At 69.3% G+C, this 14,670-nt stretch carries 11 protein-coding genes and 3 pseudogenes; 12 read left to right on the top strand and 2 right to left on the bottom strand.

All coding sequences use genetic code 11. From position 1 onward, the window contains the following. Nucleotides 1-73: 73 nt before the first annotated feature. Nucleotides 74-2,956 (top strand): BTAD domain-containing putative transcriptional regulator, encoded by a 2,883-nt coding sequence (locus tag AB0M11_RS31485; RefSeq protein WP_365711487.1) that lies wholly within the window; start codon nucleotides 74-76, stop codon nucleotides 2,954-2,956. Between the two features lie 397 nt (nucleotides 2,957-3,353). Here AB0M11_RS31485 and AB0M11_RS31490 read toward each other — a convergent pair whose 3' ends face one another. After that, on the bottom strand, nucleotides 3,354-3,863 hold the full coding sequence (locus tag AB0M11_RS31490) for an RICIN domain-containing protein (RefSeq protein WP_365711489.1): 510 nt from the start codon (nucleotides 3,861-3,863) through the stop codon (nucleotides 3,354-3,356). 429 nt (nucleotides 3,864-4,292) lie between these two features. Between AB0M11_RS31490 and AB0M11_RS31495 the strand changes: the two are divergent. Further along, a pseudogene (locus AB0M11_RS31495) lies at nucleotides 4,293-5,081 on the top strand (transposase); the annotation flags it as partial. A gap of 489 nt (nucleotides 5,082-5,570) precedes the next feature. After that, the gene (locus tag AB0M11_RS31500) at nucleotides 5,571-6,071 is read left to right on the top strand and encodes a GNAT family N-acetyltransferase (protein WP_365711509.1); all 501 of its coding nucleotides are present in this window, start codon (nucleotides 5,571-5,573) and stop codon (nucleotides 6,069-6,071) included. 4 nt (nucleotides 6,072-6,075) lie between these two features. On the opposite strand, the gene AB0M11_RS31505 is transcribed toward AB0M11_RS31500, so the two are convergent. Continuing rightward, nucleotides 6,076-6,357 (bottom strand): hypothetical protein, encoded by a 282-nt coding sequence (locus AB0M11_RS31505; protein ID WP_365711491.1) that lies wholly within the window; start codon nucleotides 6,355-6,357, stop codon nucleotides 6,076-6,078. A gap of 493 nt (nucleotides 6,358-6,850) precedes the next feature. On the opposite strand from AB0M11_RS31505, the gene AB0M11_RS31510 reads away from it, so the two are divergent. From AB0M11_RS31510 to AB0M11_RS31550, 9 genes and pseudogenes are all read left to right on the top strand, one after another. Next, nucleotides 6,851-7,504, top strand: coding sequence for a response regulator transcription factor (locus AB0M11_RS31510; protein WP_365711493.1), 654 nt, complete (start codon nucleotides 6,851-6,853; stop codon nucleotides 7,502-7,504). Next, the gene (locus AB0M11_RS31515) at nucleotides 7,495-8,769 is read left to right on the top strand and encodes a HAMP domain-containing sensor histidine kinase (RefSeq protein ID WP_365711495.1); all 1,275 of its coding nucleotides are present in this window, start codon (nucleotides 7,495-7,497) and stop codon (nucleotides 8,767-8,769) included. Before AB0M11_RS31510 ends, AB0M11_RS31515 begins: the two co-directional genes overlap by 10 nt. A gap of 38 nt (nucleotides 8,770-8,807) precedes the next feature. After that, the gene (locus AB0M11_RS31520) at nucleotides 8,808-10,082 is read left to right on the top strand and encodes a hypothetical protein (protein WP_365711497.1); all 1,275 of its coding nucleotides are present in this window, start codon (nucleotides 8,808-8,810) and stop codon (nucleotides 10,080-10,082) included. Nucleotides 10,083-10,321: 239 nt separating this feature from the next. Further along, nucleotides 10,322-11,158 (top strand): hypothetical protein, encoded by an 837-nt coding sequence (locus AB0M11_RS31525; RefSeq protein WP_365711499.1) that lies wholly within the window; start codon nucleotides 10,322-10,324, stop codon nucleotides 11,156-11,158. Between the two features lie 151 nt (nucleotides 11,159-11,309). Then, a complete protein-coding gene (locus AB0M11_RS31530; protein WP_365711501.1) occupies nucleotides 11,310-12,155 on the top strand; it encodes a hypothetical protein in 846 nt (281 codons plus the stop codon). Between the two features lie 752 nt (nucleotides 12,156-12,907). After that, a complete protein-coding gene (locus tag AB0M11_RS31535) occupies nucleotides 12,908-13,102 on the top strand; it encodes a helix-turn-helix domain-containing protein (RefSeq protein ID WP_365711503.1) in 195 nt (64 codons plus the stop codon). Nucleotides 13,103-13,257: 155 nt separating this feature from the next. Beyond that, nucleotides 13,258-13,546 (top strand): annotated as a pseudogene (locus tag AB0M11_RS31540) (hypothetical protein); the annotation flags it as partial. Continuing rightward, nucleotides 13,506-13,838 carry a DUF6207 family protein gene (locus tag AB0M11_RS31545; protein WP_365711505.1) on the top strand — a complete coding sequence of 111 codons (333 nt, stop codon included), beginning with the start codon at nucleotides 13,506-13,508 and terminating at the stop codon, nucleotides 13,836-13,838. The pseudogene AB0M11_RS31540 and the gene AB0M11_RS31545, both read left to right, overlap by 41 nt. Before the next feature lie 544 nt (nucleotides 13,839-14,382). After that, nucleotides 14,383-14,577, top strand: a pseudogene (locus AB0M11_RS31550) (IS5/IS1182 family transposase); the annotation flags it as partial. Nucleotides 14,578-14,670 lie beyond the last annotated feature (93 nt).

The raw sequence follows: 14,670 nt of genomic DNA on the forward strand, positions 1-14,670 counted from the left end.
CCGCTCGCATACGCCCTCTACAGTGTCAGAAGTCCTGCCCAGCGTTCGAGGCGGTTCCGGGGGGCGAAGCACCATGAAGGTGAGACTGCTCGGACCGGTCGATGTCGTCGTTGACGGGGCGGTGCGCGCGGTGCCCGGCCAACGCCGCAAGGCCGTCTTGGCTGCCCTGGCGTTGCAGCCTGCTCAGGTCGTCAGTACCGATCTGCTCATCGAGATCGTCTGGGGCGATACGCCGCCGGCGACCTCGGGAAACACCTTGCAGTCGCACCTGTCCTTCCTCCGCGGGGCGCTCGGCGACAGGGCCGCGATTCGCGCCCGCCCGCCCGGCTACGCCCTGGAGGTCGCCGGCGAAGCAACCGACGTTCAGATCGCCGAACGCCTGATCCGTGACGGAACCCGGTGCGCCGACCCCCGCGAGGGCGCAGCCCGGCTGCAAACCGCTGTTGGCCTCTGGCGTGGCAGGCCGCTGGCCGACCTCGCTGATCTGCCGTGGTTCGACGATCACGCACGACGGCTCGACCACCTCTACCTGCACGCACAAGAAAGCCTCATACAGGCTCGGCTCGCACTCGGCGAGCACGCCCAGCTCGTGACGGAACTGGAGCGACTGCGCGGCGAGCACCCGTTGCATGAGGAGATCCACCGGCTGCTGATACTGGCCCTCTACCGCGCTGGCCGACAGGCCGACGCGCTGGCGACCTACCAGGAGCTGCGTCGAACCCTGGATGCGGAACTCGGCATCGAACCCAGCCTGGCGCTGCGTGAGTTGCTCGCCGCCATCCTGCGCCAGGACCCGTCTCTGGACCCGCCATCGGCCCTGGCCCCGACCGACACGGCCCCAGCCGAGCTCTTCGTACCGGCCCAGCTACCACTCGCCATCGCCTCGTTCAGCGGGCGTGACAGAGAGCTGGCCCGACTCGAGGAACTTCTTCCCGGCGATACGGCGGCAGGCCCGGCGCGTGGTGGTGTAGCGGTCATCTCAGCGGTGTCGGGTACGGCCGGAGTGGGCAAGACCGCACTGGCTGTGCACTGGGCGCACCGGGTACGGGGGTCCTTTCCCGATGGGCAGCTCTATGTGAATCTGCGCGGGTTCGATCCCGGCGGCTCCGTGGCCGACCCTGCCGAGGTGATGCCCGGATTCCTGGGCGCCCTTGGCGTGCCGCCGGCCCGTGTTCCCTCCGGCCTCGACGCTCAGGTCGGGCTCTACCGCAGTCTGCTGGCCGGTCGGCGGGTGCTGATCGTGCTCGACAATGCCCGCGACGCCGAGCAGGTCCGTCCTCTCCTGCCGGGCTCGGCGAACTGCCTGGCACTGGTCACCAGCCGTCATCGGCTCACCAGCCTGGCCGTGACCGAGGGCGCCCACCTGTTGGCCATTGACATGCTCACTCCGGAGGAGGCCCAGGACCTGCTCGCTGCAAGGCTCGGTGCCCGACGGGTGGCCGCCGAACCCACCGCCGCGCGGGAGATCGGTGACCTGTGCGCCAGGCTGCCTCTTGCGCTGGCGATCGTGGCCGCTCGTGCCGCAGCGCAGCCCCGAGTCCCGCTCGCCATGTTCGCCGCCGAGTTACGGGAGCCCGACGGGCGCCTGAATGCTCTGGACGCAGGGGACTCGGTCAGCCGGGTGCGGGAGGTGTTCTCCTGGTCGTACCGGACACTGAGCGCCGACGCCGCACGCCTCTTCCGGCTTCTGGGTCTCCACCCCGGACCCGATGTAGGAATCCGCGCCGCAGGCGGCCTGGCCGGTGTGCCGACGGCGCGGGCCCGGTCTCTGATGGCGGAACTGGCCGATGGGCATCTGCTCACCGAACACACCGCCGGCCGGTACGTCTTCCACGATCTGCTCCGCGCCTATGCGGCAGAACTGGTCGCCACGCAAGACAGTGACGAGTCCCGGCGCGCGGCGGTCCACCGGATGTTCGACCACTATCTGCACACCGCCTACACCGCCGACGGGCTGCTGACCCGCAGGCGTGACCCGATCACCCTGTCCCCCGCCCGGCCGGGTTCCGCCCCCGAGACACTCACGGACCACCGGCAGGCACTCGCGTGGTTCACTGCCGAGCATCCCGTCCTCCTCGCAGCCGTCGAGCAGAGCCCCGCCGACCTGGCCGCCCATGCCTGGCAACTCGCCTCGACCCTCAACACCTTCCTCGACCGGCAGGGGCAGTGGCCCGCGCTGGCGGCCGCCCACACCACCGTCCTGAACCTCGCCCGTCACCGGAACGACAGGACCGCGCGGGCCAACGCCCACCGCGGGCTCGGGCTCGCCGAGGACCGGCAGGGCCACACAGAGGAGGCCCACGCCCACTACTCGCTCGCACTGGAACTGTTCGACGAAATGGGCAACCATGCCGGCCAGGCCCGCATCCACCAGAACCTCGGCCGGATGTCCTCGGCACGCGGCGACTACCAGGAAGCGCTCGACCACGCACACCGGACGCTCGTGCACTACCGGGCCGTCGACGACCGGGGCGGCCAGGCCATCGCCCTCAACCATCTCGGGTGGTACCACACCAAGCTCGGGGACCACCGGCAGGCTCTCTCACACTGTCTGCGGGCCCTCGCCCTGATCCAGGAGATCGGCGACCCCAACGGAGAGGCCCACACCTGGGACAGCCTCGGTTACATCCGCCGCAGCCTCGGCCAGTACGGGGAAGCCGTCGACTGCTACAGGCAAGCCCTCGACCTGTTCCGCGTCACTGGCGACCGTCACAGCGAAGCCACCGCCTTCGCCTACCTCGGCGACACCCACCACGATGCCGCAGATTCCGACGCCGCCTACGACGCCTGGGCCCAGGCCCTGACCATCTTCGAAGAACTGGGCCACGCAGATGCGACCCCGCTGCGAGCCAAAATCCGCGAGAATCGCGGCAGAGTTCCGGAGGGACTGCAGAGCGCTGTGAAACTTCTCGATCACCGCTTATCGTCCTCCAACAACCGGAGAGCGGGAAAATAAATCCGGGGCACTGTCCCACGTTCGGGACGCTCTCGGTGATCTTCGGGGTGGCGGCACCAAAGGCGAAGCCTGCCGCGCAGCCCGGTCTGCGGTGTCGGCCGCATCGTCGCAGGTCTCGGCCAGGCGCAACCCGTGGCCGAGCCAGAACAACTCTCCTCTTTTGGCGGCCCACCGAGAGATCATGGTGTGCCGCGTGTTGTGTCAGTTCCTGGCTACGCCACGGGGCTCGGCCCGGGCTCTCGAACCCTGATCGGCTGGCGCGCGTTCCGCGTGGTCGCTCGGCGATGAAGCTTCGAGGTTCACCCAAGGTCGGGGGTGAACCCCGAAGCGCCTTCACCGGCTTGGAGCCTGGCGCTCCCCGGCCCCCGTCCCGGTCACGGTCCCGACGCGGTGGCCTCTAGGTGAGAATCCACCGCTCGTTGAAACTGCCGTCGGGACCGCAGCCGGCCATCGAGGGAACTGTGCCGTTGGCCACGGTGTTCGTCCAGAGGCAGAGCCCGCTTGCGGCGCTCTTTATCACGAAGAACAGAGCTGTGGGCTGCCCCACGGGGGTGGACGTAAGAGCGGTGCCCCATTGCTGGGTGGGCGCCGAGGTGTCGCAGGGCCTCATCACCACCGATCCCGCCCCCGACGGTGCGGTGATGCACCATTGCGTGTTCTGGTTGACGAACATGACAGTGCCGGTCTGGTTGTTGAACAGCTCCGCCCACTGCTGCTCGGCTCCGCCGGTGCAGTTCCACATCTGCAGCTTCCCGGCGTTCTCGGTGGCGTTGTCGAGACATGCCCTCGTGTTCAATATCCAGATTTCCGTGGTACTCGCGGCCTGTGCGGGTGTGCCGGCCAGGGCGATGCCCAGCGCGGCCAGTATTGCGACCACAAGCGCGAACAGTCTGCGCCGTTTGAACATACTTCTTCCGCCTCTTTCTCGTACTCACCGTTTGTCGGTGAGGATGATCGCGGCACCCACGTACGTGGCACCCCGTGAACGGAAGGGCGCACGTGCCGCGGCTTCGGATCGGTGTCGAGATGGCCGGTGCGGTTCGACCGGCCAGGCGTGGAAGCTTCGCACCAGGGGCTGAAACGGACCTGGAACCGACCTGAAACCGCAGTTCCCGGGTATTCCGGCCGCGCCGGAGCAGCCTGCGCGCATCCCAGTCGGTCGCCCCTCGGGCATGCTGGGCTGAGGGTGCTGCGGCCTGGCCCGCGCGCCGCATGGTGTCGAATGGTGCGTCGAACTTGATCACTCGGTTCGGTAACCGGCATACACCGAAGCGGCCTTCGGCTGAACATGTGCTCCGACCAAAGAACACACACGTCCAGCGCGAAGGCCGTGAGGATGAGTCTGCTGCATCGCGATGCCCTGAGAGCGTCGTTGGCTGAACTGCCATGCTTCCGGGGTGAGTTCTACTCCTGCCTCACCGCTCGTTCGGACGCGCTGTTCGAGCTGGCCGTTGCCGTGTTGTGCGGCGACGGGCCGGTGAAATCACTGGTCGAGCTGTCGCTGGTGGGCGGACACCGCCGCGGCCACGGAGGGCTCTACGCTGCGCCGGCCCGCGGCCGCATCGACACCGGCCGGCTGCGGCGGGCACTGGCCGCGGTGCCCCTGCCACGGGCTGCCGACGGCCGGCTGGTCCTGGCCATCGACATCACCTGCTGGCTGCGACCCGACGCCCACACCTCACCCCAGAGGATCCTGTGCCACACCTACGGCCGAGGCAAGGACCAGCACATCCCCGTCCCGGGCTGGCGCTACTCGACGTGTGCGCGCTCGAGCCCGGCCGCAGCTCGTGGACCGCCCCCTGAACGCACTACGTCTGGCACCCGGCGACGACACCGCCGTCGTCACCGCCCGCCAACTGCGCGATCTGCTGCAGCGGCTGATCACCGCAGGGCAGTGGCAGACCGGCGATCGGACATCCTCATCGTCGCTGACGCCGGCTACGACGCACCCCGCCTGGCCTTCCTCCTGCGGGATCTGCCGGTGCAGGTGCTGGCGAGGATGCGCTCGGACCGGGTTCCGCGCAGGGCCGTTCCGCCCCGCCAACCCGGGACCTGGGGACGTCCACCCCGGCACGGCGGTGAGTTCGTCCTCGGCCAGCCCGACACCTGGGGCACCCTGGACACCGAAACCATCACCGACACCCGTCTCTACGGCACCGCCACCGTCCGCTCCTGGGACCGGCTCCACGCCAGGCTGACCCACCGCTCCTCCTGGGCCGCGGCCGACGGCACCCTCCCCATCGTCGAGGGCACCGTGATCCGCCCGGACATCGACCACCTGCCCAGCGGTGCCACCCCCTGCCCGAAGATCCGCAGCCCCGAGGCCGCGGACCACTGGACCTGGCTGATCCTGGCCGCCTGCACCAGCCGCGGCTCGCCCGCCCACTGGCAGCCGATCTGCGACGGCCATGGGAAAGGTCGGTCTCCCCGGGCAGGCTCACCCCCGCCCGTGTCCGCCGCGGCTTTCGGCACATCCGCCCCAAGACCACCTGCCCGGCCCAAGCAACCACCCTACGACCTCGCCGCGCAGGTTAAAGATCAAGCTAAGGCGTGTACCGAAAACGGATCAAGATACTCGTTCTGGTCCTGCCCTGTGTCATGCGATGCTCACGTCATGACTGATCAACGCGAGGTTGCCATCGTCCGCTGGCCAGGTCAGGTCCCTTCCGCCCCGGTCGGGCCGGCAGAGCTGCTGGCGGCCTACCATCTGCAGACACAGGCCGAGAAGGGTGAGGCCGTCGCCGGTGTGGAGGGGTTGCCGGACCGATACCGGGGAGAGATCGCGAATCCACAGGCCGTGTTCGTCGACGATGTTGTACTGCTGGCGTTGAACGGAGACATCGCGGTGGGCTGCCTGGTGGTGACCGCCTCGGTCGACGGACGGTCCGAGGTCAAGAGGCTCTGGACGGACCCGGCGTTCCGGGGACGGGGCATCGCGTCCAGCCTGGTCAGCGCCGCGCTCGTGCATGCTGCGGAAAGCGGCGCCAGCGGGGTGCGGCTGTCGGTGTGGAAGTGGCGGGCAGGCGCGATCGCCCTGTACGAGCGGCTCGGATTCAGCGTCACCGAATCGTGGGACGAACGAGACCAGCTGGTCTGCATGGAACGAGCCGTGTGAGTGGTCACAGCCATTGGTCAGCCGCTGAACGGGGCCGAGGTGATCTCAGGCCGCGTAGGATGATGCTGTCCAGCATGCGGTCGCTGTCCGAGGCGGCGTTGGCCAGGCTCGCGCAGCAGATCGCGAGCAGCAGACCGCCCGCCAGCAGGGGCAGGCTCCGGTGGCCGGGGTGGCCGGGGTGGCCGGGGTGGCCGGGGTGGCCGGGGTGGCCGGGCGGCGGGGCCAGCAGGGCCCATGCCCTCTGGGGCACCGCCCCGCCGGTCGCGGGCAGCGCGACGGGACGCACCGGCGGATGCCAGGGCTGCGCGGCCCACGGCGTGGGCCGACGACCGTACGGTCACCGACCTGCTCGGCGGCCTCCTCGTCGGCCCAGCCCTCCAGGACGAAGTCGCCCGCGCGCCACCCGCCGCAGCAACGGGTTCGGTGCAGCCGTGAGCCGCCACACGCTCTGGAAGACGCGGTGACGCCCGCGCAGGTGCGCCCGCTCGTGGGCGAGCAGTGCCACGCGCTCAGCACCGCCGAGCCGCCGCAGCATCCTGTTGTAGGACGTGCCCGTGGGGGAGACAGCCAGGGCGTCACCTCGCCCGTCCATCCCGGCCGCCCGGCGACATGTGAGGCAGCGGACGATTCCCGAGCGGCTACTACATCACGTAAAGGCAGGGCGTACCGTGGTCGCGTCGCGGGAAGCGGGCAGTACTCCGCTCCGTGCCGGTGGTCGTCCAGTACACGGGGCCGCCCAGAAAACTGAGAACTGTCGCTGGAGTATCAAGGGTCGGCCTGTGGCTTTCATTGTGGTGTGTGAGGATGACGCAGCGGTCCGTGACGTCCTCAAGCGTGCACTCGAGCACGACGGCCATGCGGTTGCCGTCGCTTCCACCGCGGACAGCCTGTTGCGGCAGCTTGAGCCGCTCCCTCACCTGATCGTCCTGGATCTGGGGCTTCCGGACGCCGACGGCCGCGATGTCTGTCTGGCGCTGCGGACCCGTGGCGTCGATGCCCCGGTGCTGATGCTCACCGCTCTGGACGGCATGCATCACAAGGTGGGCGGCTTCGAGGCGGGAGCCGACGACTACATGACGAAGCCGTTCGACATTCCGGAGTTGCTGGTGAGGGTCCGCGCTCTGCTGCGCAGAACAACCGCGACGACCCCAGCGAGGGGCGTCGTTCTCGACCCGGCGAAACATGTCGTGACCCACGGTTCGACGAGCGAGAGCCTGACGCCGACCGAGTTCCGGTTGCTGGGCAGGCTCATCGCCTCGCAGGGTGACGCGGTACGCCGCCACGCCCTCGTCGCCGCGGGCTGGCCGCACGGCGCGCAGGTCAGCGACAACACCCTTGATTCGTTCGTTCGCCGGCTGCGGACGAAACTCGGTGCGCTGGGCGTGGCCGATCGCCTGGCGACGGTCCGCGGGGTGGGCTATCGATGGGAGTGACGGGTTTCCGCGGCCGGGTCGTCGCGCTGGCGGTTCTGATCGCGACGGCGGTGGTCGCTGTGCTGGTGGTGGTCTCGCACGTGCTGCTGAGCCAGGTGACCGACGCCGACGCGAACGCTCTGGCGCGCACACGTGCGGAGGCGGTGGCGGCGAACGTGGCCGTACGCGGTGGCCACGTCGTGCTGATCGAGGGCGGCAACGAAGCGCTGGACACGGTCTCGTGGGTGTACGCCGACGGGCACCTCATCGACGGAATCGTGCCGGGCAGCGTCCTCGACCGCGTTGACGCGCTCGTCAGCTCCGGACAGTCCCAGACCACCACCGTCGCCGGGCACCTTCTGTACGCCCAGCCCATCCGGCTGGAAGGCCACCACGTCATGGTGGTCGTGCGGGTGGATCTGACGCCGTACGAGACGTCGGAGCAACGCAGTCTGACGATGTCGCTCATGCTGGGCGGCATCGCGATCCTGCTCGCCGGCGTCGTCGCGTACCTGGTGGTGAGGCGTGCGCTGCGGGTGGTCCACGACATGGCCGCGCTTGCCGACGAGTGGGGCGATCACGAACCCGGGCGCCGATTCGACCTCGGTGTTCCGCGGGATGAATTCGGGGAGCTCGGGCGGACTCTCGACCGTCTGCTCGACCGCGTGGACAGCACGCTCGCGGACGAGCGCCGGCTCACCGACGAGATCGCCCACGAGCTGCGGACGCCCCTGACGGCCCTGCGGGGCGAGGCACAGCTGGCGCAGCTCTCCGGCCACCTGGTGGCACCGGAGTCCGTGCTGACCGAGGTCGACCGCCTGAACTCGGCGATCACGACGATTCTGGGTGCCGCCCGGACGCGGATCGACGGCGGCACCCGCTGTGATCTCGGGGCGGCGGCGCACCAGGCGATCGCCGGCCGCTCCATCGAACTCGCCGTCCCGACCGACGTCGACGTCGCCGTGGCAGCCGAACTCGTGGTGGCCGTGCTGTCGCCCCTGTTGGAGAACGGTCTGCGGCACGCGACTTCGCGCGTCTGGGTCACGGGGCGCATCCGGCCCCAGGGAGCCGTGATCGATGTCCTCGACGACGGCCCGGGGTTTGACCCGGCGGAGGTCGACCGGGTCTTCGAAGCGGGCGTGACCAGCGGCGACGGGCACGGGCTGGGGCTGGCCGTGGTCAAGCGTCTCGCCGCGTCCGCGGGAGTGGCGGTCCGTGCGATCGCGGCTGGTCACGGTCGCGTCGAGGTGACCTTCCCCACGGCGGAGGCGAACGCGATCGCGTAGTCAGGTTGTGTGCAGGTTGGCCGGGCCAGCCTCGGCGCATGACAACGACAAGCGAAGCCCGCACGCGCCGCAGCGGGCGGCTGATGCTGAACAAGGTTCCTGAGGTCACCATCTGGTTCTGGGTGATCAAGATCCTGTGCACGACCGTCGGTGAGAGCTTCGCCGACTGGATCAACATGAAGCTGGGCGTCGGCCTGGTGAACACGGCCTGGATCTTCACCGCGGTGTTCGTCGTGGTCCTGGGCGTCCAGCTGCGGCTGAAGCGGTACGTGCCGTTTCCGTACTGGCTGACCGTGGTCGTCGTCAGCGTCACGGGCACGCTCTACACCGACATCCTGACCGACCAGCTCAACGTGCCGCTGTGGATCAGCACCACGGTGTTCTCGGTCCTGCTCGCCGTGGTCTTCGGCGCGTGGTGGCTGCGCGAACGCACCCTCTCGATCCACTCGGTCAACACCCTGCCGCGTGAGTCGTTCTACTGGCTCACCGTTCTCGTCACCTTCGCGCTCGGCACCGCGACCGGCGACTGGACCCTCGAACTCACCGGCTGGAGCCCGGGGGTGTCGGTCCTGCTGCCGCTAAGCCTCATCGCGGCGATCACGCTGCTGTGGAGGTTCGGCGCGAACCCGGTGCTGTCCTTCTGGCTCGCCTACGTCCTGACCCGCCCGCTGGGCGCCAACATCGGCGACTGGCTCGCCTCCCCGAAGGTCGCCCAGCCGGGCGAGCCGACCGGCCTTGCGCTGGGCACCTTCACCACCAGCCTGATCTTCCTCGGCCTGATCCTGGCGACCGTCGTCTACCTGACGGTGACGCGTTCCGACGTGACCGAGACCTACGACGCCACGCACACCCCGCAGATCACCGCCGACCCGCGCAGGGAGCGCGTCGCGCTGGCGGGCTTCGGCCTCCTCGCCGTCGCCACCGTCGGCCTCCTGGTCTGGGCGCACGCTCGGCCGCACGTCGGCCCGGCGCCGGAGGAGGACGCCACCTCCACCGTTCACCTCGCCCCCGGCCAGGCCGTGAAGAAGTTCCCGTCCACGAAGGTCGACGCGCTGAAGGCACTCGCGTCGACCTCGCTCAGGGACGCGCAGTCGGGGAACGCGAACGGGGCCCACGCGGCTGCCCAGTCGCTGCGAGACCTCTGGGATGCCGACCAGGCCACGTTGCAGCCGCTGGACAACACCGGCTGGACCTTTCTCGACGCCCAGATGGACCAGGTCCTGAAGACCTTCGGCATCGACCACCCCAACCCGCCGATGTCACCGGCGCGGCAGGAGACCGAACTCCGCACCCTTCTCACGGACATGCGCTGACGGACCTGATCGGCGGCGCCTCTCCTGAGGCCACAGCCGTTCATGCTCTCGCGGAGCACGGGTTCCCGGACACGGTGGCAGCCGAGGCGTCCGCTTCCGAACGGGTGCTGCTCGAACTGCTGCGCCGTCCGACGGGCGTCACGGTGCGGACGGGTTGGTCCGGGCGGTGGACGGCGGGGCGGCCGACGCCGCCCGGCGGTCAGGTTGCGTTCAGGTGGTCCGTGGCACGGTCGGGTCTCATGGCATACGAGACATCGAAGACCCCGGCGGCCTCATCGGCCGACGCCGGGGTGTCCTCGGGCCGCCGGCCGCACTGGAACAAGGTGCCCGAGGTCACCGTCTATTTCTGGATCATCAAAGTGCTGTGCACGACGGCGGGTGAGGCCGCGGCCGACCTGCTCGACGAGAAGGCCGGGCTCGGCCTCACCGGACTGTCCGTGCTGATGAGCGCGCTGCTGGCGGTCGTCCTGGCCATACAGTTCCGCACCGCCTCCTACCACGCGGTCGTGTACTGGCCGGTCGTCGTGCTGGTCGGCATCGTCGGCACACTGGTGAGCGACGACCTCACCGACACCATGGGGGTGCCGCTGGAGGCCAGCTCCATCCTCTTCGCGATCGTGCTCGTGGTCGTCTTCTTGGTCTGGTACCGCCGCGAGCGGACCGTGTCCCTCCACAGCATCGACACGCCGGGCCGTGAGTCCTTCTACTGGGCCGTCGTCCTGCTCACCTTCGCGTTCGGCACTGCCGCCGGTGAGCTGGTGTCAGAGCGGATGAACTTCCGCCACTGGCTGTCCGCGGTCCTCTTCGGTCTGGTCATCGCCGCCGTCGCCCTCGCGCACTTCGCGCTCGACCTGGACGCGGTGGGGAGTTTCTGGACCGTCTACATCCTCACTCGCCCGCTCGGCGCATCCATCGGCGACTGCCTCTCCCGACCGGCCGGTGACGGCGGAGCCGGCCTGGGCACGGTCGTCACGGGCGCGCTGTTCCTCGGTGTCATCCTCGGCGTGGTGGTGTATCTGGCGGTGACCCGGAGGGACGTCGCGCAGCCGCAGCCCACCGTACGCCACGCCGCCTGATCAGGGACGGGGCAGGCATTCAGGATCCGTTCAGGTGGACGCTGCCAAGGTCGTTGATCGCGAACGCCTCGTCGAGGTCGCCCTCCGGCATGACGCTCGCCCCCACCGCGGACGAACGCCCTGCCCACGACCACAAAAGGAGCCCCCCACCTTGCAGCAGCCGAAAGTCGTCACCGACCTTGATGTCGCGAGCACGTCGAAGTCGGTGATGAAGAAACTGCCCGAAGTCACCCTCGCCTTCTGGATCATGAAGATCGCGGCGACGACACTGGGCGAGACCGCCGGAGACCTCTTCTCCCAGACCCTGAAACTGGGCTACTTCCTCACCACGGTCGTCCTGTTCCTGATCTTCGTGGTGACACTCGTCGTCCAGCTCAGGTCCCGCCGCTACAACCCGTTCTTCTACTGGACGGTCATCCTGTCGACCAGCATGGCCGGCACCACCATGTCCGACTTCATGAACCGCGACGCCAGCGCCAAGTACCTCTCGGGCGGCGCCACGTCGCTCGGCTGGGGACCGCAGGGTCTCGGTCTCGGCTACCCCACTGGGGCGGCGATCCTCATCTCGATCCTGCTGGTCATCTTCGCCGTCTGGAGGCTGACCGGCATGACCTTCCAGATCCGCGACATCGTCACCTTCCGCGGCGAGGCCCTGTTCTGGTCGGCGATCCTCGTCTCCAACACACTCGGCACATCCATGGGCGACTTCCTCTCCGACAGCTCCGGCCTCGGCTACGCCGGCGGCGCGCTGCTCGTGTCCGGGCTGCTCGCCGTCCTGGTCCTGCTGATGAAGGTGCCCGCGGTGCCGAACGTCCTGCTCTTCTGGATCGCGTTCGTCCTCACCCGCCCGCTCGGCGCCACCGCGGGCGACTTCCTGACCAAGCCGGTCGCCAAGGGCGGTCTGAACCTCGGCACAGCCGGCTCCTCCGCGGTCCTGCTGGCGATCCTTCTGGGTCTCATGGCCTACGCGCAGGTCCGCGAGCGCAGGACGGGCTGAACCCGCCGCACGGCAAGCGTGCCCGGCCCGCGGCGAGGCCCGCAGTCATCGGGCGTACGGGCGTACGTGGCACCCGACGGACGGCAGGGGAGGTGACCGCCGTGAACACGACCGCGAGCCTGCCGATCTCCCTGGGCGCAGCCGGTCCACACAACCGGTCATCGCCCTGGTGGTGTTGGCCGCCGCGGGCGCGATGCCCGTCACCCACCGGGCCACGCTGGACAGCGACACCGACCGACTGGCCGCCGCCGACGGGGAGTGACTGGTACTCGCCTGCCCCGCCGTGGTGGGCACCGGTGCGGGTGCCCGGGGTCGTGTCCACCAGGAACATGTACGCGGGTCGGCGCCGGTGCACCTGTCCTGCCAGTCCACGGAGACGCACGGCGCGCTGGGTCATGGTCGGCTGCGACGCGGTGAGGAAGGAACCGAGCGCGGCGACCAGGCCGACCGCGAGCGCGTTGTGCCGGCCAGTGCGGTCGGCAGCCGTCCGGCACGGTGGCGAGCCACTCCGGTCGTCCCTGTGGTGATCACGACACCTCGGCTACGCGCACCTTGCTCCTGACCCCGGCCAGGATGAGATGCCGTACTTCTTGTAGAAGCCGAGGTTCTGGGCGAGCTGATAGGGCAGGTAGATCTGCTTGTCGATGCCGCCGACCATGAGCTTGTCGCTCGGTGCGGAGCCCGAGAGCCGCTGCCTGCGGTGGTGCTGGGGAGTTGCCGGAACAAGCGCTGACCGCGCCGAGGGTCCGACATTGAGCCTGCTGCACCGGACACTGCGCACCGCGCACGACGCGCTGGCCGCCGCGGAAGCCGCCGAACGCACCGGGGTCTCCCGTGCCACGGCCCAGCGCTATCTCTCCTACCTGGTCAAGGAGGACATGGTCCGGCTCGAACTGCGCTACGGAGCCACCGGACGCCCCGAGCACCGTTACCGCGTCGCGCACTGAGCCGGATCAGGCCAGGGCGGCCGGAGTGAGACCGGCGTCGCGCGCCGCGTGGGCCACCGCGATGGCGGCGCGTCCACCGGTCGCCGCCGTCATCTCCGTCTGCTACGCCTCGGCCCTCGTCTGCGCCGTCCTCACCCTCCTCGTACGCAGTCGGCAACACGCTGGGGCGCACCATGTGGGACTTCCCCGGCGGCCGCACCGGCGGCAACCGGTACCTGGTGCTCGGCCTCGGATCCGGACATGCCGCTGACCTCGCGGCGCCACCCGACCGGGGCGACTTGATCCCCTACGGGCCGCTGCTGTCCGACGACGGCGCTACCTGGCTGGGCACGGCGGCGTTGCTCCGGGCACCCCGACCCGGACGCGGCACGCGCCATCCTGACCCGGAACCGGTACGCCGACATTGAGGTGCACAACTGGCAGTTCGGCGGTCGGCAGTCATAACCCCAGCGCGTCCGGGCGACGTTTACCGCCATCGGCGAATCCCTCGGATCGCTCGGCGTCCTCGCGTTTCACGGCACTCGTCGGAGCATGGGCATGTGAGAGGCGGCTCGCTGCTGAGCCCCTCCACGGTGGGGGGAAACACATCGCGGGGCCGGGGTATGTGGTGGTCGGGATGGCGGCCGCGGACGAGGACACCCTCATCGCCTTACAGGCGACTCCGGTCGGCGGTACGGGTGTTGCTCCTGGGCCTGCGCGACGACATTGCCGCTTGCCGCTCTTTCACCCTATGTGACGAGCCGACGGTTAGCCGCCGCAGCGCGGGGCAGAGGCACCTGTGAAAGGCGGTGATGATTGAGTGGACGAGAGGATCCGCAGGTATTTCATCCGTGCCTCGCTGATGGCGCTGCTGCTGGGAGCTGTGCTCGGCTTCGCCTCGGGAGGCGTCTTCGGCGCTCTGGTGGGCGCGGGAATCGGCTTTGCCCTGGCAGCAGGCGGCGTCCTGTATTGGGGTGAACACGGTGGTGCGCGCCGCCGTCAGCCGGCAGGTCAGGTGGCGTCAGAGCGTTCGGACGGCCGGCACCTCAGGAGGGCTCGCCGGGTTCCCCGCCAGAGGGCGGGGACCTCGACTGGTCGGCGGAACCCGAGCTACTGACCTTGCGAGCGTGGCTCGACTGGCGGCGATGGGGGCGTCGGACCGGCGCAACTCCGGTGGCGGCTGCCAGACCGTGGCGTGGCCTGGGCGAGCCGATGTCATCGAACCTCTTTCATCCTGTGCTGGCGGGTGAAAAGGGCTGGTCAGTGGGTGTGGTGACGAGGCAGGGCCCCTCGTCGTCGGCGTGGTGATTCCACTCAGCACACCGGCGTCCGAAGGGGCCCTGTCGGTTCCGTATCCTGCCGCGCTCGACGTCCCGCACGAGCTCGTTGAGCACGCTGCCTGGCTGCTGTACGAGCACCGTCCCGCGCGTAACACCCGCTGGCGGAAGCTCGGCTGCTTCGACCAGACGCTGCTCACGCTGGTCCACCTGCGTAAGAGGTCATCTCATTTGGCGAGTCGGCGGTAGCAGATGAGGGTGCAGGCGATGCTGGTGAAGGCCAGGAAGTGGACGGCCTTGCGTTCGTGGCGG

The organism is Streptomyces sp. NPDC051987, from assembly GCF_040680735.1.
Lineage (GTDB): Bacteria > Actinomycetota > Actinomycetes > Streptomycetales > Streptomycetaceae > Streptomyces.